Genomic DNA, 19,020 nt, shown 5'->3' with positions numbered 1-19,020 from the left:
ATGAATCGCGACCAACGTCGCCCCCTACCTGTAATACTCATATGCAATCCTTATCAATTGGGCCGAAAAAAGCTTACTTGTCGGCAAGCACCACTCTGATAGGCACGGCAAGAATGCGCCGCATCGGTATTATTGCCGCCAAGGCAGCCAACAGCACGAGCACAGCGACGCTACAGACATAGACCACGGGCACCCATTCAACTGTGATGGGCACCGCATTGCTCGATCCGGGTGGCGTCCACATCCAGCCCGCAGACCTTACCAACGCAGTTACCGCGATTGCGGCTAACACACCTGACACTCCCGCGATCAACGCAAGCCATGCATTTTCGAGCGCGGCGAGCGCCAGCAAGAACCGGCGCGTATAACCCAGACATCGCAGCGACGCCAGCTCACGTTTTCGATGCATGAAGTTCATGTAGCTCGAATTCAGCAGACTCGCGAATGCGACGATAATCGCCACGCTCAGCATGAACGCGAAGAACGTCATCAGAATGCCTCTGACCTGCCAGTAAAACGAAGCTCTATCGGACCAGCGAAATATCTGCGCGTCGATGCCGGCCCTGCGGAACGCCGTGACAAGACGTTGCTGCGTATCGCTCATGTCGTCGTCGCCGCGCAGCATGATGTGATACGCGGACACGCTACGCGTGTCCAGAAGTTGTTGAGCAGCCGACAGCGGCAGTACCACGAGCCGGTCGTTCACTTCCCTGATTCCCCAGTCCATCACGCCGGCCGGACGCCGATACGAGACGTTCGGATGTGACGTACCTTCGGCGATCACCGACAGCTGCAGCGGATCGCGAGGACACGAGAACGACCTCTTCGCGGGGGATTCGCCCGCCCGCAACGGAGCGAAGCCCGCGGAAGGCACATCGCAGCCGAGAACAGCGGCGAGCCCCTGCCCTAGCACGACGTCATCTGGCGCAGGGGTCATCCACAGAGGACGTCCAGCGACCACATCGAACTCGTAGGCCTGACCTTTGATTTTCCGCACACTATCGACATCCTCGCCGATGCCTGAAAAGACTGTCGTCACGCGTGCAGTCGTCGCCATGCCCGACAATTCGAGCACTCGCGCTACCGCAAGAATGGAAGATTCAGTCGACAGGATGCCGTCGATCTTCCGCTGCATGGCGGGATCAATTGGATTCTTTGCGCCTGTTTCAAGCGTCTGCGCAAGTGTCGATGACGGCCGTTCAATGATCAGATGCCCCCGGGCGCCCCAACGCATGAAAGCATCCCTCGTCAGATGAAGATTGGCGCTCACATATCCAAAGAGCACGCACAGTGCCAATACGGATACGACTGCCACGGCCACGCTCCCGAGCGAGCGTCTGCGATGCCTGCGCAGGTTCTTCCAGGAAAGCGATAACAGAATTCCAGAATGCATCATGTCTCCCGTCAAAGTGTCCGTTACATCGACGTGAAGTTGGAAAGCGAGAACAAGCTTGCGGGAAAGCTGGCCGGCTGGACTTCGCTGTATTCGAGGCGGCTCATGCGATCGGGGAAGTTCGTATTGACGATCGTCATTGCAGACACGAACGGACTTTCCTTGCCGTCGGCGTCGCGCAGTGTCTGATAGTCGAACGTCGCTGTCTTGAATACCTCACCGGAGGGCGTCATGAACTCGGCCTTGACGCCCAAGAGCGTGCGCCTGTCGACGTAGTAGACGATGCCCGCATACGTCACGTCGTTGCGCGTCGCGTTCAGCCTGAGCCGATAGCAGTCGTGACCCTCCACTCGTGTTTCGCCTGCGTATTCGGGGGTGTAGTCTCGGGCATATTGCGTGGCTGCGATATCGCCGTTTGATGCTTCGCCAACCAGCCTTTGCTGCGGACTTACGCTGATCGGCCGACGCAGACCCGGCTTCGTGTACCACATCGTGCGCGAAGCGATCAGAATCCGTTCATTCTGGTAGCGCTTCGGTTCGATCGTGCGCACCAACGCATCGCCGTCGCGCACAGCGACCGCGTATGTCGTGTCGGTGCCGCCAGACGGCTCACTCGAGTGGACACGCACTGTCCAGCTCCAGGTACCAATACCGCCGCGCGCGATGTCAGCCCGGTTGAGCCAACGCGTCATCGTGGCCGTATCGGGCTCTGCTGCACGCGTTTCGCCGGCTGGCACCAACAGCGCACATGCGACGGCAACTGCGCCGCCCATCAGCGCGCGCGCCAGCGAGCGGTCCCGCGCAAGCTTGCCCCGTGCGGCGCCCATCGTGCGCCTCATGCATCGTGCGGCCGTGAAAGCACCCGATGCAACGACGAGCGCGACGCTCAGCCCTACTACGCCAACCGAGTGCGTCCATGGAATCTCGAGAGAAAGAGGCACGGGCAATGCGACACGCGGCAACGTCGTCGTGACATGCAGAACGTCCAGTAATGCGAAGAGACAGCCTGTCAAAGCAATTGCCAGCATTGCGGAAAATGCCGCACAGAACAGAGTCTCGTGCGCGAAAAGCAACATGAGACGCGTACGCGAGAAGCCGATCGCCCGCATCGTGGCGATCTCTTTGATTCGGTCGTCGAAATTCATGCGCACCGCGTGCTGCACTGTCGTGCCGGCGATGAGCGCAATGACCGTCCCCGTGAAGAGAAATAGCATCTTGAAAAAGCCCATAAAGCTTGTGTAAAGCTGGCCGACCTGCGGACTCGACCAGGTGGTCACTTCGAAACGTCCCGGCGCCCGCTGTTCGAGTCCCGCTGCGATGGCGTCACGAATGCGATCCGTGTCCACACGATCGCCAATGCGCACGATCACGCGTGAGACGGAATCCGTGTCGTACAGTGACTGCATCAGGCTCAAGGGCATCTTCAAACCCTTGTCTTCAGTTGCCTCCGTACCCGTCGAGAATTCGTCCGCGAAGGTTGCGTCCACGGCATTCATTCTGTTGCCGTAAGTCGCGCCGACCAGCTGGATATCAGCGCCTCGGCGCGCACCGATGAGATCGGCAAGCTGGGCCGTCAACCGCACGCGGTCGGCGTCGTTCAGCTGCCCTTGGCCTGTCGTGGGCTCGACGCCCGTGGCGAGAAAAATCGAACTGCGGGTACCGTGCTGAACCATGCCCACGCCAGTCATGTCATAAGACACATTTCGTACAGCGCTGATCTCGCGAACGAGACGGGACACAAGGTACTGATCGTCGCGACTGATCGAATATTGCGCTGGAAACGCGGACAGATTGATCGGGCCATCCTTCCGGTAGATCTGTATGTGGCCGTTTGCCTGATCTTCGATAACAACTTGCGCAAGCGACCGTTCGACGAATTCGACCCAGGCCAGAAACACGAGTATGGCAAGCATGCCAACCGTCATCGTAACGATCGTCGCCACGGTGCGCCGACGGTCGCGGCGCAGGTTCTTTGCAGCGAGCCCGAGCATCACCGCACCTCCGCCGAAACGCAGCGTAGTCCATGCGACGCTTCAGCGCGATGCTTCGGGGCGCCCATATTGACGATACGCCCATCGCGCAACTCCACCACCTCCCGGACGCACTGCAGAAGCCGATCGTCGTGAGTCGAGAACAGAAAGGTCACGCGCTGTTCCTCGTTCAGTTGCCGCATGAGATCCACCAACGCGACGGCATTCGCAGTGTCGAGACTCGCGGTAGGCTCGTCTGCAAGAATCAGACGCGGCTTCATGACCAGCGCGCGCGCCACGGCAACGCGTTGTCTCTGGCCTCCCGACAGCCGGTCCGGCTGGAAATCCGCCCACCTGGTCAGGCCGACTGATGCAAGTGCATCGTCGACTCGCGCCGCGCGCTCCGCCCGCGACAGCGGATGAAGATGAAGCGGCAGCTCGACGTTCTCGCGGGCAGTCAGCACGGGCACCAGGTTGAACGACTGGAAGATCATCCCCGCCACCCTGCTACGCAGATGGTCGAGTTGCTTCTCGGCGAGCTTACCCGTCGGCCTGCCGTCGATCAGGACCGTGCCAGTATCGGGCCGATCGAGGCAGCCGATCAGATTCAGCAACGTTGTCTTGCCACTTCCGCTCGGCCCCGTCAAAGCGGCAAAAGCACCTTCGTCGACGGACAAGCTGACGTCATCGAGCGCATTGACGGTTACTTCGCCGAGGCGATACGTTTTCGTAACCGACTTGAGTTCTACAAGGGGCACGTTATCCTCCTGATCACAAGAAAAATTCAAGCGTGACATACACCTCGTCACCCATCGTGCGCGTCATCTCCGAGCGGCTGCTGCCGGACGTATGCGCTGCGCCGAGATACGCGGTGAGGTTGTCGCGCGGGCTATAGGACAGCTCGACGAAGGTCTGGTTGGCAGGCGTGCTGAACTCGAATAGCGATCGCGCGACCATGCCGAACCTCCGATTGCCGAAGAGTCCCGGCGTCAGCATCTGAAGCAACACGTAGCGCCCTTCCGGCAGCGGATGCAACGGCCGGTTGCGGGTCTGCCATAGCCCACCCGCAGGCTGCGCTGGCAGTCGCGCAATCGCCATCTCGGCGGTGCTCAGACGATAGCCGTTGTATAGGGCTTCCACGCTGATTTCCCCGCCCGACGGCAATCCATAGCGCAGGTTGACAAGCGCATCCGCCATCAGGCGATCGCGGTTTTGCTGCAGTTGCGGGCCGGTGTCGTCCTGTCTGGCGTAGCCACGCGAGGCCGACATCTCGGCACCCACCGTCCATGCTTCACCCAGCAGGTGCTGCATGTACGCACCTATGTACGGCCGATAGCCGCCACCGCCGCCGATCACCATGCCCGCCGTCGTGGGCCGGCTCCCGTCGCTCGAATATTCGGCGCGCAGCAGACCGAACGCGCCGCGTTCATCGACGCCAGGGACAGGCTCCAGGTATGGGTCCGCATAGACGCCAGACAATGTCAGTCGCGAAGACACGTTTGCGCTGAGCGTCACGAGCGGCTTTCCTGCGATTTCCCGTCGGGGCGTCGCGTTGCCGTTGTCCGGGAAGAGACGATTGCTCGGACTGAAGAGCAGCCCCGGCCCCCAGGCCAGGTAACGCTTGCCCGCGAGCCATGTCGCCCCCCATGCTGTCGTCCCTGTCAGATAGGCCTCGTTCCACAGGAACCGTTTCGGTTGCACGACGTAGGGATTGGGATCCGCAGACGCGAAGTAGCGCACGCGTGGCTTCAACATTGCGCTCACGCCCTGGCACCAGGATTCAGTGCAGCGACCCGCTACGTCGATGCGCGCCTCGGCGTTCAGCGTGTGATCACTCGACGAGCCGAAATCACCGCCGTATTGAACGTTGTCCTGCATGAACTGCAGCATCGCGGCGTGAGTCCACGCATAGCCGGACAACATGTCCTCCGTGGCGTGAGCATCGATCGAAGAGCCTGCCAACGTCGCCCGCACGACTGCGGCGGCAAGCCGTTGACTGCCTCGCGTCATTGCGACATTTCCGCAACATCGGCGTCAGCCTGACCGCGCACGCTGACCGCATCTGTCGACGTCTTGCCGGCAAACGTCGACGTCGAGGACGGAAAGCGCTCGCGAAGTTTGCGACGCAGCGTCTTGCCCGTCGCACCCAAGGGGAATACGGACCACGGCTCGATCCAAAGCTGTGCGAGTCGATCCTCGACAGGCAGACAGGTATTGATTTCCGCGAGCAGTGCAGCCGCGCAATACGGTGCGCTTCCTGCGCGCAAAGCGACCAGCGCAGCGGGTGCCTGGTGTCCCGCCGGCACTCGAACGCCGAAAACGCTGACATCGAGCACGGCAGGATGATTCAGAATCACCTCTTCGACAGGCAGCGTGTACGTTACGTGATGCGGCCCTCGCACCACGTCGACCTCCCGGTCGAGATGAATGAATTCACCACCCTTTGCCCGGCATACGATATCGCCTGTGAACCACCATCCGTTCCGTGTCGACTGAACCAGCAGATCATGCGCGTTCCAGTAGCCACGGAACATGCAAGGCCCCTTTATCATCAATCGTCCGGGCGTGCCGCGAACGACGTCTCGCCCTGTTTCGTCGACCACCTTGATCTTCGGTCCGCCCGGCGTCGGTCGTCCGACACGGCGTCCGAAGGTCCGCGTCCATGGCGTCACGATGCGCAGCAGCGCCGCAATCCCGACTTCAGTCGAACCGAGACCGTCGATGAACAGCGAGCCGTCGAGCGGAATGCCGATACGCCTGAAAAAACTCCCATGTTTTACAAGTGTGCGCTGGTGGATCTCGTGACTTGCGTCTGCCGTCGTGCCCCAGATGCGTATCGATGACAGATCGTGCTTCGGAGTCAGTGCCGCGAGCAGCCGTGTGTAGGTAACAGGGAACGCGAAAAAGACCGTAATTCTGCGAGCTTTGATCGTCTCTAGCGCGTGGTTCACGTCGAAATGCGCGCCCACCATCGCGCGTACGCGCAACAGGAAGAGCGCATAGAAGTACAAATGCGAGACCTGATGATTCAACGGAAGGGCGAAGTAAGCGAAATCACGCGTCGATACCAGGTTGAAAAGCAACACCGAGCGGAGGGACTGCGCCATGCCGCCGGCGCAGACGATTACACCTTTCGGTACACCCGTCGTGCCGGACGTGTGGAAGATATAGAGCGGGTCGTCGTCGCCGTGCACGACAGCCTTCACATCCGGCACTTCGGCGGATAGCAGTTCGTCGAGAGAGCAGAATCGCACGCTATGCGCCCACGACGCAGGTATGCATGCATCGCCCACTCCGCATGTGACGATCAGCGCGCGCAGTGCCTTGCCGGGTGCGCCAGCCTCCACGAGCCGAATCAGCGAAGCGCGGTCGACGATCGCGATGCTTGCGCCGATTCGGTCCAGATAGGCCAGCGCGGTTGCGCCATCGAGGTTTGCGTTGATCGGCGCTGCGATGCCGCCAACGCGATTGGCTGCAACCGAGAACAGAAAAATGTCGAACGCGTTGCGCTTGTAGATCGCGACGCGATCGTTGGCGGACAGCGACAGGGATGCGATTGCCGCTGACAGCCTGTGAACGGCGTCCAACGTCATCGTTGCAGACCATGCTGTGCGTGAGGGTTCCAGCGAATCGGCCCAATCAAGCGGTTCGTCGAGTTCAACGATAGTCTGGTCACCGTATTGCGCAGCGGCCTTTTCGAGGATGGCGCCTAGCGGCGGTTTCGCGCACCGCAGACTGGCCAGACGATGAACCAGCCCGAATTCACGGAGGACAAAGACGAGCCAAACCAGGACCAATGCACATGCACAGGCGAGCGCAATTGCGATCATGCAGATACTCCTGTTTCAGGCGGCACGGCGTCGAGCGCACGCGCAGGCAACCGACCGTCGAGCTCTGAGGCGAGCAGCCTGAGCTCATCGCAATAGCGTTCGATCAGCTGTGTTCGAACGTCGCCGAATGCCGCGCGCCGGTAGACGGCATCAAGTTGAAGGCGCCCGTTGATGGTGGGCGTATAGAGGATGAAGTCGTATGGCTCGACGAGACATCCGAATCCGGTGTAGTGCAAAACATCATGCGGCCGGTCATCGCCGGTTGAGGAAACGCCGAAAGTGGACAGGTCTTCGGCAATCAGACCGGGATTGGAGAAGCAGGCATTGGTGCCCTGCACACGGCGCACGACGGCGCGTGTCAGCGGGTACAGCATCGGCACTTTGAGCATGACGGTCAGCCACTCCAGTCGCCCGAGTTCGCGCAGCAGACCTGGACTTCGGCGCGCCTCCCGCATCGAACGGTCGATATAAGCGATCAGGCCGCAGGCGTCGAGCCCGGCGGGGACGCGCAATGCCGTTGCAACCAGATAATTGCGGAACGTATCGACGTACTCGCGCCCGAGCGTGAAACGCAGACTCACCGCACAGGTCAGCCTGACAGGACGCCTGGCATCGTTGAGGCGCTCGAGGAGACGCGCAAGCGCTGCCGACAGAACCGTGTTCAATGTCACGCCAGCGCGTCTCGCCATCTGCCCGACGGTCTGCGCAAGCCCTTCGTCCATCAGACTGTGATAGAAATCGATGTCATCAGACGGAACGCGCCCGTCGCGTTTGCACGGCATGCCGTAGTCGCGGCGTGCGACATCGGCTGCAATGGCGGCGCCCGCGTGAGCGAGCCGCGCGACGCGCGCTATCAACCCGTACCATTGCGGGCGGATTTGCCGGAGCGAGGCGTGCGGATGGATGCGTCCGCCACCGCTTGCGCGAGCGCGGTCGATTTCGCAGTGCCTGTACTCCCACATGATTCGTTCGAGCAGGAGGCAATCACTGCGCGCGTCGGCGACGGCATGGGCGCTGCTCACGTAAACGCACGATTTCCTCCGCCCGGCGTCCAGCACGAGGTAAACCTGGAACGGCAAGCGACGCCTCCAGTCGAGCCTGTGGTGCTGATTCAGCGACATCAACAGCCGTCGGAAACTGTCATCGGAAAAGTCGCACTCGCCCTCGCAGTGGCGCACTGCGACCACGATGCTCGCGATATCCGGCTCGCGTACACGCGGCGAAATACGCGACAGCAGCAACGGGAACGCGCTGGCTGCCCGCACCACCGCGGATGCGAGCCGGCCTGCGTCCACTACCCCCTGGACGATTACGATCTGATTGGTGTTGGTGTTGTCGTAGCGTGCAAGTTCGACGAATGCCGCGGCCAGCGCATCCAGCGGCTCAATCCGCGGCTGATACGCAAGCTGGGGGGAACGAGGCACCGATTCTTCGCACACGATCACGCCGCCACTTCCGGGTTTGCGCCGTGTGTTGCTCTTATATCCGCATCCGGGGACTGCCGGTACCATGCCACGAGGCGTTCGAGCAGCGCTTTGGTGACAGGCGGACTGATCTCGCGACGCCCGAGCGCCTCGTCCAGACGCGACCGGCCAAATGCCCAATCGGTACTGGCGAAAGGCCGATTGGCATCGATCGCGCGGTCGATGCGCTGCTCGACGGCCGTCAATGGCGCGCCGTACTCCACGCTGACGCCCGCCGTCTCTCCAATTGTCGACACGACCTGTCGCGTCGTCAGTTCACGTCCGCCCGAGCACTGAAATATCTCGAACCCCGTGCCCTGTGTCGCCCGAAACGTCAGTCCAGCCATGTCCTCGACGAGACGGTCCACTGTCACCAGATCCGGCCTGACGCCATCGGGCAGATCGAAGCGCACCTTTGCGATGCCCAACCTGCGTGCGGCATTGATCGCGTCAACGAACATGTACATGCCGAAACCGTTTCGCCGCGTCCAACCGCTCTGCGAATGTCCGACGACAATCGTCGGCCGGAAAATCGTGACGGGCAGCTTCCGCTCAGCATGCAACGCAAACAGAGATTGCTCGGCACACCATTTGGTAAGCTGATATGTGTTGATGCAAGGGTTGCCGATGTGGAGCAGCTCCGCCGCATCTCCGCCGCGCATTCCCGCGGTATATGCGGTGGAAACGTAGTAAAAGCGGCGACACGACGTCTGCTGATCGGCGAACTTCCTATACAACGCTACCGTATCGCACACGTTCGTGCGGAACGCGTGCACGAGCTTGCTGGACGAGTACGTCATCTCAGCCGCGCAATGCCAGAAGGCGTCCACGTTGCGCACCAGATCGCGGTCCAGCACGTCGGCAAGCGGGCTATCCCCGGCATTCAGGACTCTAAAGCGCGGCGCCATCCGGCCGGCGATATCGATGCCGCATCCAGCCGCGGCGTCGAGCACGGCGTGCCGGGTTCGCGAACCATCGGGGTCGTTGCGCGAGAGAGCCACTACAGCATTACCACTCACCATCAACCTTGCCGCCAATGCACTACCGACAAATCCTGTCGCGCCCGTCAACATAAACGTCTTCATTTGCATTCCTACGTAAATAAGACACGACCTGATAAATTCTTCTCGCCAATGTCGTAAATGATTCGAGTCAGACCTCGATGATGTGCTCGTCCACTTTCACGCCGACGTGACGTCCCGGCGTAGTCACATAACCGAGGATCTTGTCGCCGGGACGCAACTCAGTGATATGACGCGGAAGCGCCTTGTCCGAAAATACGCGCACGTGCCAGTCGTCCTGCATGACGATGTTGACGCTCTTGCCTTCTTCGAACTCGACCTCGATCAAAAGAAGCGGCCGGATTTCCGTCTTGATTCGGCCAACGAAAATCTGACGTGTGCGGCCATTTGCGTTGACGGCAGTAAGCTGCGCACCTGCGTGCAACTCGCTAATATAGTTGGTCCGGTCATTCGCGTGAAAAACATAGCTGTGTACGGAAGCGGCGTTGACGCGAAACGGCCTCAGTTCCATGTACGGCAGATGGAATACTTCCGGGCAACACAGGATGCCGCCTGTCGATGTCGAGCCGACCAGCAAACCTTCGTCAGGCTCAAACAAGTGCGTAGTATCGATGCAGGCGCGGTATCCGAGGCCCAGGTGCTGGGTGGACTTGACGGTTCCGGTCTGGATCGTCATCGGCGGATTGCGCGCCGCCTCAAGCTTCGCGACGAATTCGTCGAACTGCGCGGGTTCGGTGAATCCCGCCACGATCCCGTCGCTCCCGACTTCCAGCACACCAAGTGCGATCACGGCGTCGTCGACGTCCGTGCCTACCTCCTTGAGCAGCCATACTGAACTGTCGTGTAGCTCGGCAATCACGAGTTCGAGCGGTATGTTCGTCGGGTCCCTGAACGAGACCATGACGTAGTCGTGAACGGCCCCGCAGGTGAACGACTGTTGCAGCGTATTGGCATCATCCACGTGAATGCGAAGGCAAGTCTGCCAACCGTCTTCCCGGACACGAGCAAGCAATTCTGCGTCACTACTCGAAATAACGGGGGATCCATTGCCGCCCATCGAATCAGAGAAAATACCGTGTATATTCGCGTCCTCCCATTCAACAGAGTTAGCGAAGTGCACGATTTTTCTAAAGCCGGCAGGAAAATCATTAACGGCGCGCGTCCAATTATCGGGATAAAAAACAACGCCGTTAAAACCAGCCTCAATTATCTTGTTAATAAGATTTGCGCGATTTTCCTCAGACTCATCTTGCATCGACCGCGAATCGTACCAGAGCGTTCCCGCGTTCGCGTTTTGAATCTCATGACCCATTGCCGCATCGTGGAGCGCGGAAATTGAACTGTGACGCTTACGCCCCTTTGAAGGAACGGTGGCGATCTGGTTTTTGACAATGTCGTTCATAAAGCCATCCTAAGTATCTTTTTTGTATCGGATTATTTTCCGTCTATCTATATAAACTCCATAACGCAACCTGACTCCATCGGTTGCTGCTGACATTAATTTACGCGAAATTACTTTCGAGTAAAAATTCATTCATCTTTTTTGCTGATTTGGATCAGCATCGACATAAAACCAGAATTTTCCTTACGCACGGTAAATTAATTCTCACAGGAAAGCGATTTCTACGTCGTCAGGATGATTGGCACAAGCGACCGCAGATGCTCCATGCCGCTTTTGCAGCACAGAAAAGCCGCGACAATCAAACCAACGGGAGGCTGGAATGGCGAAAGACTCTATGATCGTCCTGGGGCACTGGCACGTTGCAGAGATGGTCGAGTGAGATCGCCTGATGAAAAACGCAAAATCGCGTTACCACGGTCATCGCTTTCCCGGCGGTGGTCATCAGTTGCGCGGGACGTTGGTATTTCAGGTTTCAGTTCTACCGTGGACCGAACTGCCTATCGTAGAACGGTCGCTGATGGGGCTGGCCATTTCATTATGTCCGCTTTCGCGCCGCGCAAGTTGACCGGCCGCCGGCACCGGGAGCTTCGACGGCTGCGACAGAACGGATAACGATGACGATGCGCGAACTGGACAGGTACAGGCAGATTCAGAAGGTGGCCGACGGCATGCCCGAGCCGCAACCGCGCCGCTGGACCTCACGATGCGTCCGGTCCAGCGGACAGCTCACCATCATCGCGATCACGACGCCCGGCGGCGTAATCCACCATCAATCGACCCGTATCAGCGACAGCGGCATTCCGGCTTCAACCAGTTCACAGGTATTGCACTTGTAGATGGCGTTCAGATTGCGCACGGCGCCCTTGACCAGATCGGATACCGCAAACACGACACCGTCGCCTTGCCACGGATCGCACCAGACTGCGTCGGGGCCCCAAGAGCGCAGGTTGTTCGACTGCCATCCCGGATGCAGGCCGATGCCGACCCACACATGGTCATAACCCGCGGTGGTGAACTGCATCAGATCGAGCGGACGCAGACCTTTGTCGTAGAGATGAACGAAGGCGATGATGGCCTGCTCCCAGCAGTTACCGTATTTCGTATTTCTCACGTGCTCCGCGGTGCCGCGCATATTCCCGATTGTCATGGTGCGTACACCGGCGCTTCGCGTTCTGTCGACACCCGCTCCCGCCGTGTCGTCGTAGCCGTAGCCGACCACGTTGTCTACGCCGCCCGCCGCTTTGAGGCGATCCCCGAGCTTGTTGCAAGCCAGAACGCCCAGGCCCTTCACCTCTCTGACCGCGCTTTCGCCTAGCCGGATGTTGTCTGCCAATGCCATGATTTTGCCCCTTAAAGTAAATTGATCGTACTTGGCGAATTCGCCTTTAACGGCATTCATTGAAAGCGTGAATGCCCTCAAGAGTCATCTCGTCGAAACCTGTAAGAAGACGGACCGCGTATTGCCGACATCGTGTGCTGCGCTCCAACTGCGCAACTGCCTACCTGAACCAGACCTGCGCGAACCAGAACTGCGCGAACCAGAATCGCGTGCCTCAAAACGGCGGTTCTATGACCCCACCGACGCGCTCGACCATCGCACGGCACGCAGCGCATACGTACGATTGAGAACCGCGCCTCGTATCGAAGACGCCCCCTACTACCGCCCGGCTCCATCGCAGTCCCCTGCCGCCGCGATCGTGGATGTAAGCGGCCATGTTTTCTTCCGCATGAGGCGCCCCGCCGTCTTCGCGCCTGACACCCTTCAGATGACACGGCACTTCGAGAATGCCCAGGCGCTTCAATTCGTCCCGTTGCCTGTCATTGAAGCCAGCCGACGAATTGATGCCCGCAATGAACAGCCGCGTTTCGCCGATCTCGACCCAGGCGATCTGAATCGTCGCTCCGCGCATCCGGTCGCCGAGCGCCTTGATCCGATTCGCGACGAGCGTCAATGCGTGCTCGCCTTTGCGTTGCAGTTCGATTTCCATCAGCGTCGACATATCACACCTCTCGATCGCATTGACTCGTGTCGCCGTGTCACCCTGTCACCGCATGGCCTCGGCCACTCTCTGCTTCAACCTGCCGCGTATCGCCGCGACGTCGAATCCATTCGGGCCGGGCACGTCAGCGAGCGGCATATAAGGCGCGGGCGTATGCAGCAGATAGGCCTGCGCTTCATCGATGACGATCCGGTCGCTCGCGTCATAGCCCAACGCTTCCAGCTGGCGCGTCAGTTCCGCGCGCTGCTCGTAGCTGAGTTCGCGCCACCAGAACGAGCGGCACGCCTGCGCGTATGCGTTGTCCGAGAAATATTGCCAATGGCCCAGTTCGTGACTGAGGATGGCAGCCCTCACGGGCGCATCGATAATCTCGCCGCCCGGCCCCTTTCCAAGCCCGGGAATCGTGATCAGAAAATCGCGCGAACTGCGCGCTTGCCAGTCACCGTTGCGTTCGCCGATCAGGCCCATCTGCACGGCGATACGCTGCAGCGCGCGCTCGCCGGGTGTCAGCGTCAGATGCTGACTGCGCGCGAGATCGAAGAAATGCGCAAGCTCGGTCGAGCTGAAGTTGTTGCCCGCTGTCAGGTCCGCTGCATTGGTGCGAAAGCGCCGCGCGTGCGTGGCGATCTCCGTCATCGTGACGATGTGATCGCGCGGCATGTCGCGGCGCTCAAACAGCGCGACGACGCGGGAAAACATTGCGCCCTGCCCGGCGAGGCTGGGCGCGTGCATCACGTAGAGGCCGGGCCGGTCGGTAATTGCAAAGAGCACGAGCCGCGCATCGCCTGGCAGCGACGCTTCGAGCCTCGCAAGCGGAACGCGTCTTATCTCCGCGTGTTCGCTCTGCGCTTCGAGTTCAGCGGCGCCTGCTTGCGCGCAGGCATCGACGGCGAGCGATCCCATCGCCGACAACGACAGCGCGCATGCCGCTGTGAGCCCGATGCCACGTGTGCGAAAAGACTTCATCGACGCCAGCGCCCGCGATCGCCGCTAGTCCGTCACGGTGACGATCGTGACGCGACGGTTTTCCGGCGCGATCGGATTGCGCCGGTTCAGCGGCTCGGTCGATCCCTTGCCGACCGACGACAGGCGCTCCGGCGCGATGCCGTCCTTGTGCGTCAGATAATCGACGACGGCAGCAGCGCGATCCTCCGACAGCTTCATGTTTGCATCCGCCGAGCCGCGCGGATCGGCATGTCCTTCGACACGAAACCGGAACGCCGCCAACTGTTCCGACTGCAACGCGTGAGCCACCTTGTCGAGCGCGGCCTGCGCGCTATCGGTGAGCGTCGACGAGTTGGTCGTGAACGTGATCAGCATCTGCAGCGACGGATGCTTCGCGGAGCCTGCAGGCTTCGCCGGTGCGCCGGGCTGCTTGTTCGACAACACGAAGCCGCGCGTGACGATGTTGTCGCCGTTGTCCTCGGGAGCGAGCGCCTTCGTCACCGACTGTTCGTCGATGTCCTGCTCCTTGACGACCGGGTCCGCGGCATGCGCTAGATGCACGCACGCGATCGCACACAGCGCCATCGTCACCGCCCTGCGTGCCGTGCGCCCGTCCACAAACGAAATGATTGAGTCAGACATACCGCGACCTCCGATCAACGCTTGACCTGTCCACACGCGCGCGAGCTTTCATCCGCTTTCACCCGCCTTCACCCGCTTTCATTCGCGCAATTTCACAACCCTCTGCCAGCCGCTGCGCGCTTCGTCGAGCAGGCCGACGAAGCGCTCGCCATCGGGCAGTCCCCGTCCGCATAGCAGCGACGCAGGCACCGCGCTCGACCCTTGCGTCCACCACGCGCTCGATCCCGTCTCGATGCCGACAGCCAGCAATGCGGAAAAGCCGCCTTGCGTGGCGACTGCCTGCATGCCGTCCGCCTGCGCTTGTTCCAGCGGATACAGCCGCCATGCGGGCGCGCCGCTTGCGGCCGGTGCAACTGGCGCGACCGTAAGCGGCCCCCACGCATCGAGTTCTTCATCGAAGCGCTCGAGCACGAAATCGTCGGCAAGCGTCGACAGCGCGCGCCGAGTCGCCTCGTCGTACCAGCACTGCGCTCCACTGAGCCACGCGGCCGCATCGCCGCACGTGATCGGCGCGGCGATCGTGAACGGAAAATAACGCCCCACTCTGTCGACGCCCGGCATCACGACACCCGCCCATGCCGACTCACCGCAGATACCCGCACCGAGCGCAAAGCACCAGATGGGCGCATTCAGATACACGGGCAGCCACTGCGCACCGAACCACCGCTGTGCGAACAGCATGCCCTGCTGCAGGCACGCGTCCCACGGCGTGACGAACGCGGCAGGCAGACGCCGCGTGACGAAATCGCCATGCGTGCGCACCTTGCCGAAAAAACCCGGCCCTTCTGCGACGAACTCGCTCATAGCCGATCAGGACAGCGAAACTGGTCGAATATCCCTCGACGGAACGGATTCATCACGCTGCTTGCGTCGAGCTGAAGCACGAGCGTGCGCCCATCCGAGTCGAAGGTCATCTTGAAACGGTCCGCTTGCGCAGTCGGCTGCAAGCGCGCGTCGTCGACCAGATGCAGCAGCGCCCACGGCCCATCCGCGCGGGGCGCCGACGCGTCGCCCGACGGCTCGAAATCGACATGCGCCTGTCCCGTGCCCTTGCCGCTCGGCCACTGGAACACCATCGACTGATCGACATGGGCGGCAACCAGTTGCTGCCCGTCGATGTCGATCGTCGCGTGGTCGATCGCGGGATCGATATCGAGCACCTTGAGCGAGAAGCGCACGGACACGTCGCGCCCGCCCGCGCGGAAAAACGCATCCCTGATCTGCGCGGCCCGCTGAAACTGCACGAGCACGTCCTGCGGAATGCCGAGCGAATCGGCGCCATTGCGCCAGCGCCACTGCGGCCCCGACATGTCGACGAGCGTCGCGAGGTTCTTCTGGAAAAAATCGTCGATGAGGCCACCGGGCCCGAGCAACCGCCCGAAGTCGTCGGATGCCGCATCGCGCGTGGAGCCGCGCACCAGCGGATAGCGGCCGTCGAGCGCCTGCCGGCAAATCTGCGCGACATTCGCCTGCCACAGCGCATTGAGGCGCGCACGCTCGCCGCCGATCATCAGCATCGAGCCGCCGTTTGCGATGTCGTCGGCGACGTTCGCGAGTGGAGCGGGCGCGCCCTGCGCGGCGAGCTTCAGCTTGTTCAGCGCGTCGCCGGGCGGTGCGGGCAGTCCCTGCTTGCGCGCGGCATCGGCGGCTTCGAGATACGACGCTGCGTCCTTCAGCGCCGCGAGCTGCGTATCGAGCGGCACGGGCCCCGCCGCGCCCGGCTTGCCCGCGAGATCGTGCAGCGCCTGGAAGTGCGCATCGACGGGATTGACCTGTGCGGCCGGCGGCGGCGCTTCGTCAGGCTGGTTGCCGAGCGCGCTTTCGAGCCGCTTTTTCACCGCATCGAGCTTGTTGCCGAGCGCGGCAACGCCCTGCCCCGCGAGCGATCCGCCCGTCTTGACTGTGCCGAGCGTCGTCTCCTGCGCGGCGGCGAGCATCAGCGCGCGCAACGGCGAATCGGGCGCGGCGAGCAGATTCGCGACGCGCGCGCCCTTCTCGACGCCGTCGAACGGCACCACGTCGATATCCGCGAGCAGCGCGTCCCACTGCCGGATGTACTCGTCGTAGTAAAGCCGCGTCATCGCGGACTGCAGATCCTCGATGCCGTTCGGCGTCAGCACCGACTCTTCGCGGCCGAGCACCCAGTCGTCGCGCGCGACATCGATCACGGCCGCGTCGCGTAGCTGGACGAACTTCTGATAGCCCGCCCGCGTATAGGCGCCCGGCACGCCGCGCGTCAGTGGCGCGCCGCTCTTTCTGACGAGCACGAGCGACGCATTGCGTCCCCCCGCTGCCGCGACGCTGAATTCCGGCAGCTTCGCCTGTTCGAGATCGCGGGCGACGCGATTGAACATGCGCTGCGCGAGCGGCATCTTCGCGAGGTTCGTGCGCGCCTGCGCGATCAGGTTCTTGTCGAGCGGCAGCGACGCATCGAACTGCGCGGGCTGGAACAGCGCGGCGAGATGACCGTCGATGTCGTTGCGCTGGTCGTCGCTCGCATCGCGCAGCGGTCCGCGCCGCCAGTCGATGTCGGCCCACAGGCGGACGGAATCCGCGTCGAAGTGCGACGCATCGCCGAGCATCAGATACGCGCGCAGCACCTCGTACTGAAAGTCGGGATTGTTCGCGTCGCCGCGCCGCAACTCTTCTTCCATTCCGCGCACCACAAGAGGCAGCAGCGTCTGCTTCAAGAGCCGCCGGTAACTCGCCTGCGCTTCGAGGCCCAGCTTGTCGCCCTGATACAAGCCGAGCCGCGAGAGCCACGGCACGCTCCTGTCGCGATCCGCGTAGCCGCCCGGCAAATCGCGCGCGGCATTGAGCAACGGCAGCAGCGTGAGCGGATCGTCGCCGGGCCGCGTGTTCTGCGCGAGCTTTTGCAGCGCGGTCACATGCTGCTGGACATCCGCGATATACGCGCGATTGCGCTGATAGCTGATGAAGAACAGCACCAGCGCGATGACGACCGCGAGGCCGATCAGCGCGAGCGCAATGCGCTGCAACCACGTTCGACGGCGCTCCAGCTTCGGGTTCGTGCCCGCCAGCCCCGCTTCCTGGAAAATCACGTCGCGCAACAGGCGCGTGATGAAGTACGCGCGCCCGCTTGCCGGGTCGGGCAGCACGACCTGGCGCTGCAAGCCGAGCGCGGCCGCGACGGCGCTCATCACGCGGTCGATGGGCCGGCCCTCTTGCGTGCCGCTCGTGAAATAGACGCCGCGCAAGAGCGCTGCTTCATCGAAGCGCGACGTGCTGAACGTCTCCTGGAGGAACGACGTCAGCACATTCTCGAGACCGGCGAACTGCTGCGGAAAACCGTACACGAGCGCGCGTCGCCGCGTATCGGTCTCCTGCTGCATGCGTCTCAGCACACGCGCCTGCAACTGCTTCTCCAGCCCGGCGAACTCGCTGGGGAACGACGCGAGCGCTTCATCCGGCGCGCCTTGCGCGACGTAAGGGAAAGTCATGCCCCATACCTGTTCGCGCTCGTCGCGACCGAGGTCGTCGAAGAACTCGGCGAAGCCCGCCAGCAGATCGCACTTTGTGACGACCACATACACGGGAAACCGCATGCCGAGCCGCGCGTACAGTTCCTTCAGACGTTCGCGCACGGCGCCCGCCTGCACCGCGCGCTGGGTGTCGGACAGTTGCAGCAGATCCTGCACCGACAGCGCGACGATCACGCCGTTGAGCGGCCGGCGCGGCCGGTACTTGCGCAGCAGTTGCAGGAAGCCGCCCCATGCGGCCTGATCGGCTTCGGCGAAACTGTCCTGGGTCGTGTAGCGGCCAGCCGTGTCGAGCAGCACGGCATCGTCGGTGAACCACCAGTCGCAATTGCGCGTGCCGCCGACACCGCCGACCGCCTGCTTGCCGAGCCGGTCCGCGAGCGGAAACTTGAGGCCCGAGTGCAGCAGCGCCGTCGTCTTGCCGGTGCCGGGCGCGCCGACGAACATGTACCACGGCAACTGATACACATACTGGCTGCCGAAGCGCCCCTTGATGCGCGCCTTGCGCAGAATCGCCATCGCATCTTCGAAGCGCTGCTTGAGCGCGGCGACGTCCGCCTCCGATTCCTTCTTGCCCGGCTGCGGCGTCTCCTCGGCGACCACGCGCGTGAAGCGCACGTTCGCGAGCCGCACGATCAGCCAGCGCACGCCCCAATAGAGCGCCCACAGCACGAACAACACGACGATCACGATCCAGCGGCTCGTCGCCGATTCGAGCGGCGCCTTGCCCGCGAATGCCAGCAGCGGGCCTTCGATCCATACGATCAGCGCAAGCGCCAGCACGCCGAGGAACGTCAGCACGATCGGGCGCCTCAGCCAGCCAAGGAGTTTCATGGACGATGGCCCTCGCGGT

General features: G+C 61.9%; 14 protein-coding genes and 2 pseudogenes. 1 reads left to right on the top strand and 15 read right to left on the bottom strand.

The features are described 5' to 3' along the window. Window positions 1-73 precede the first annotated feature (73 nt). From BMW76_RS12505 to BMW76_RS12470, 9 genes and pseudogenes are all read right to left on the bottom strand, one after another. Window positions 74-1,135, bottom strand: a complete 1,062-nt coding sequence (locus tag BMW76_RS12505; protein ID WP_177200365.1) for an ABC transporter permease — start codon at window positions 1,133-1,135, stop codon at window positions 74-76. 281 nt (window positions 1,136-1,416) lie between these two features. Next, window positions 1,417-3,384, bottom strand: a complete 1,968-nt coding sequence (locus BMW76_RS12500; protein WP_090865433.1) for an outer membrane lipoprotein-sorting protein — start codon at window positions 3,382-3,384, stop codon at window positions 1,417-1,419. Then, window positions 3,384-4,160: an ABC transporter ATP-binding protein gene (locus tag BMW76_RS12495; protein ID WP_407668944.1), complete on the bottom strand. Its 777-nt coding sequence runs from the start codon at window positions 4,158-4,160 to the stop codon at window positions 3,384-3,386. Before BMW76_RS12495 ends, BMW76_RS12500 begins: the two co-directional genes overlap by 1 nt. After that, window positions 4,135-5,373: a hypothetical protein gene (locus BMW76_RS12490; protein WP_090865431.1), complete on the bottom strand. Its 1,239-nt coding sequence runs from the start codon at window positions 5,371-5,373 to the stop codon at window positions 4,135-4,137. Before BMW76_RS12490 ends, BMW76_RS12495 begins: the two co-directional genes overlap by 26 nt. Continuing rightward, the gene (locus tag BMW76_RS12485) at window positions 5,370-7,193 is read right to left on the bottom strand and encodes a class I adenylate-forming enzyme family protein (protein WP_090865430.1); all 1,824 of its coding nucleotides are present in this window, start codon (window positions 7,191-7,193) and stop codon (window positions 5,370-5,372) included. The genes BMW76_RS12490 and BMW76_RS12485 overlap by 4 nt, the downstream gene beginning before the upstream one ends. After that, complete coding sequence (locus tag BMW76_RS12480) at window positions 7,190-8,617, bottom strand: hypothetical protein (protein WP_143062252.1); 1,428 nt, start codon at window positions 8,615-8,617, stop codon at window positions 7,190-7,192. The genes BMW76_RS12485 and BMW76_RS12480 overlap by 4 nt, the downstream gene beginning before the upstream one ends. Before the next feature lie 17 nt (window positions 8,618-8,634). After that, on the bottom strand, window positions 8,635-9,123 hold the full coding sequence (locus BMW76_RS41840) for a hypothetical protein (RefSeq protein ID WP_245763198.1): 489 nt from the start codon (window positions 9,121-9,123) through the stop codon (window positions 8,635-8,637). Between the two features lie 24 nt (window positions 9,124-9,147). After that, window positions 9,148-9,678 (bottom strand): annotated as a pseudogene (locus BMW76_RS42800) (SDR family oxidoreductase); the annotation flags it as partial. A 130-nt stretch (window positions 9,679-9,808) separates the two neighbouring features. Beyond that, a complete protein-coding gene (locus BMW76_RS12470; protein WP_245763196.1) occupies window positions 9,809-11,080 on the bottom strand; it encodes a 3-dehydroquinate synthase II in 1,272 nt (423 codons plus the stop codon). Between the two features lie 388 nt (window positions 11,081-11,468). On the opposite strand from BMW76_RS12470, the pseudogene BMW76_RS42955 reads away from it, so the two are divergent. Next, window positions 11,469-11,553: pseudogene (locus tag BMW76_RS42955) on the top strand (IS6 family transposase); the annotation flags it as partial. A gap of 296 nt (window positions 11,554-11,849) precedes the next feature. Here the strand turns inward: BMW76_RS42955 and BMW76_RS12460 are convergent. The 6 genes from BMW76_RS12460 to tssM form a co-directional block, all read right to left on the bottom strand. Then, window positions 11,850-12,500, bottom strand: a complete 651-nt coding sequence (locus BMW76_RS12460; RefSeq protein WP_143062251.1) for a hypothetical protein — start codon at window positions 12,498-12,500, stop codon at window positions 11,850-11,852. A gap of 133 nt (window positions 12,501-12,633) precedes the next feature. Then, a complete protein-coding gene (locus BMW76_RS12455; RefSeq protein WP_090865425.1) occupies window positions 12,634-13,080 on the bottom strand; it encodes a hypothetical protein in 447 nt (148 codons plus the stop codon). 45 nt (window positions 13,081-13,125) lie between these two features. Next, window positions 13,126-14,046, bottom strand: a complete 921-nt coding sequence (locus BMW76_RS12450; protein WP_090865424.1) for a hypothetical protein — start codon at window positions 14,044-14,046, stop codon at window positions 13,126-13,128. Window positions 14,047-14,070: 24 nt separating this feature from the next. Further along, window positions 14,071-14,667, bottom strand: coding sequence for an OmpA family protein (locus tag BMW76_RS12445; RefSeq protein ID WP_090865423.1), 597 nt, complete (start codon window positions 14,665-14,667; stop codon window positions 14,071-14,073). Window positions 14,668-14,745: 78 nt separating this feature from the next. Beyond that, window positions 14,746-15,471: a type VI secretion system-associated protein TagF gene (gene tagF, locus BMW76_RS12440; RefSeq protein ID WP_090865422.1), complete on the bottom strand. Its 726-nt coding sequence runs from the start codon at window positions 15,469-15,471 to the stop codon at window positions 14,746-14,748. Next, window positions 15,468-19,001 (bottom strand): type VI secretion system membrane subunit TssM, encoded by a 3,534-nt coding sequence (gene tssM / locus BMW76_RS12435; RefSeq protein WP_090865421.1) that lies wholly within the window; start codon window positions 18,999-19,001, stop codon window positions 15,468-15,470. The genes tagF and tssM overlap by 4 nt, the downstream gene beginning before the upstream one ends. Window positions 19,002-19,020 lie beyond the last annotated feature (19 nt).

The organism is Paraburkholderia diazotrophica (assembly GCF_900108945.1).
Classification (GTDB): domain Bacteria; phylum Pseudomonadota; class Gammaproteobacteria; order Burkholderiales; family Burkholderiaceae; genus Paraburkholderia; species Paraburkholderia diazotrophica.
The sequence above is the reverse complement of the archived record's forward strand: the minus strand, read 5'-3'. Positions and strand labels throughout refer to the sequence as shown.

Excerpts from the sequence above, each read along its gene's own strand:
- BMW76_RS12470 (WP_245763196.1), bottom strand. The coding sequence starts at position 11,080 with ATGAACGACATTGTCAAAAACCAGATCGCCACCGTTCCTTCAAAGGGG.
- BMW76_RS41840 (WP_245763198.1), bottom strand. The coding sequence starts at position 9,123 with ATGTACATGTTCGTTGACGCGATCAATGCCGCACGCAGGTTGGGCATC.
- BMW76_RS12445 (WP_090865423.1), bottom strand. The coding sequence starts at position 14,667 with ATGTCTGACTCAATCATTTCGTTTGTGGACGGGCGCACGGCACGCAGG.
- BMW76_RS12450 (WP_090865424.1), bottom strand. The coding sequence starts at position 14,046 with ATGAAGTCTTTTCGCACACGTGGCATCGGGCTCACAGCGGCATGCGCG.
- tagF (WP_090865422.1), bottom strand. The coding sequence starts at position 15,471 with ATGAGCGAGTTCGTCGCAGAAGGGCCGGGTTTTTTCGGCAAGGTGCGC.
- BMW76_RS12485 (WP_090865430.1), bottom strand. The coding sequence starts at position 7,193 with ATGATCGCAATTGCGCTCGCCTGTGCATGTGCATTGGTCCTGGTTTGG.
- BMW76_RS12500 (WP_090865433.1), bottom strand. The coding sequence starts at position 3,384 with ATGCTCGGGCTCGCTGCAAAGAACCTGCGCCGCGACCGTCGGCGCACC.
- BMW76_RS12505 (WP_177200365.1), bottom strand. The coding sequence starts at position 1,135 with ATGCAGCGGAAGATCGACGGCATCCTGTCGACTGAATCTTCCATTCTT.
- BMW76_RS12490 (WP_090865431.1), bottom strand. The coding sequence starts at position 5,373 with ATGACGCGAGGCAGTCAACGGCTTGCCGCCGCAGTCGTGCGGGCGACG.
- BMW76_RS12455 (WP_090865425.1), bottom strand. The coding sequence starts at position 13,080 with ATGTCGACGCTGATGGAAATCGAACTGCAACGCAAAGGCGAGCACGCA.
- BMW76_RS12495 (WP_407668944.1), bottom strand. The coding sequence starts at position 4,160 with ATGTCACGCTTGAATTTTTCTTGTGATCAGGAGGATAACGTGCCCCTT.
- tssM (WP_090865421.1), bottom strand. The coding sequence starts at position 19,001 with ATGAAACTCCTTGGCTGGCTGAGGCGCCCGATCGTGCTGACGTTCCTC.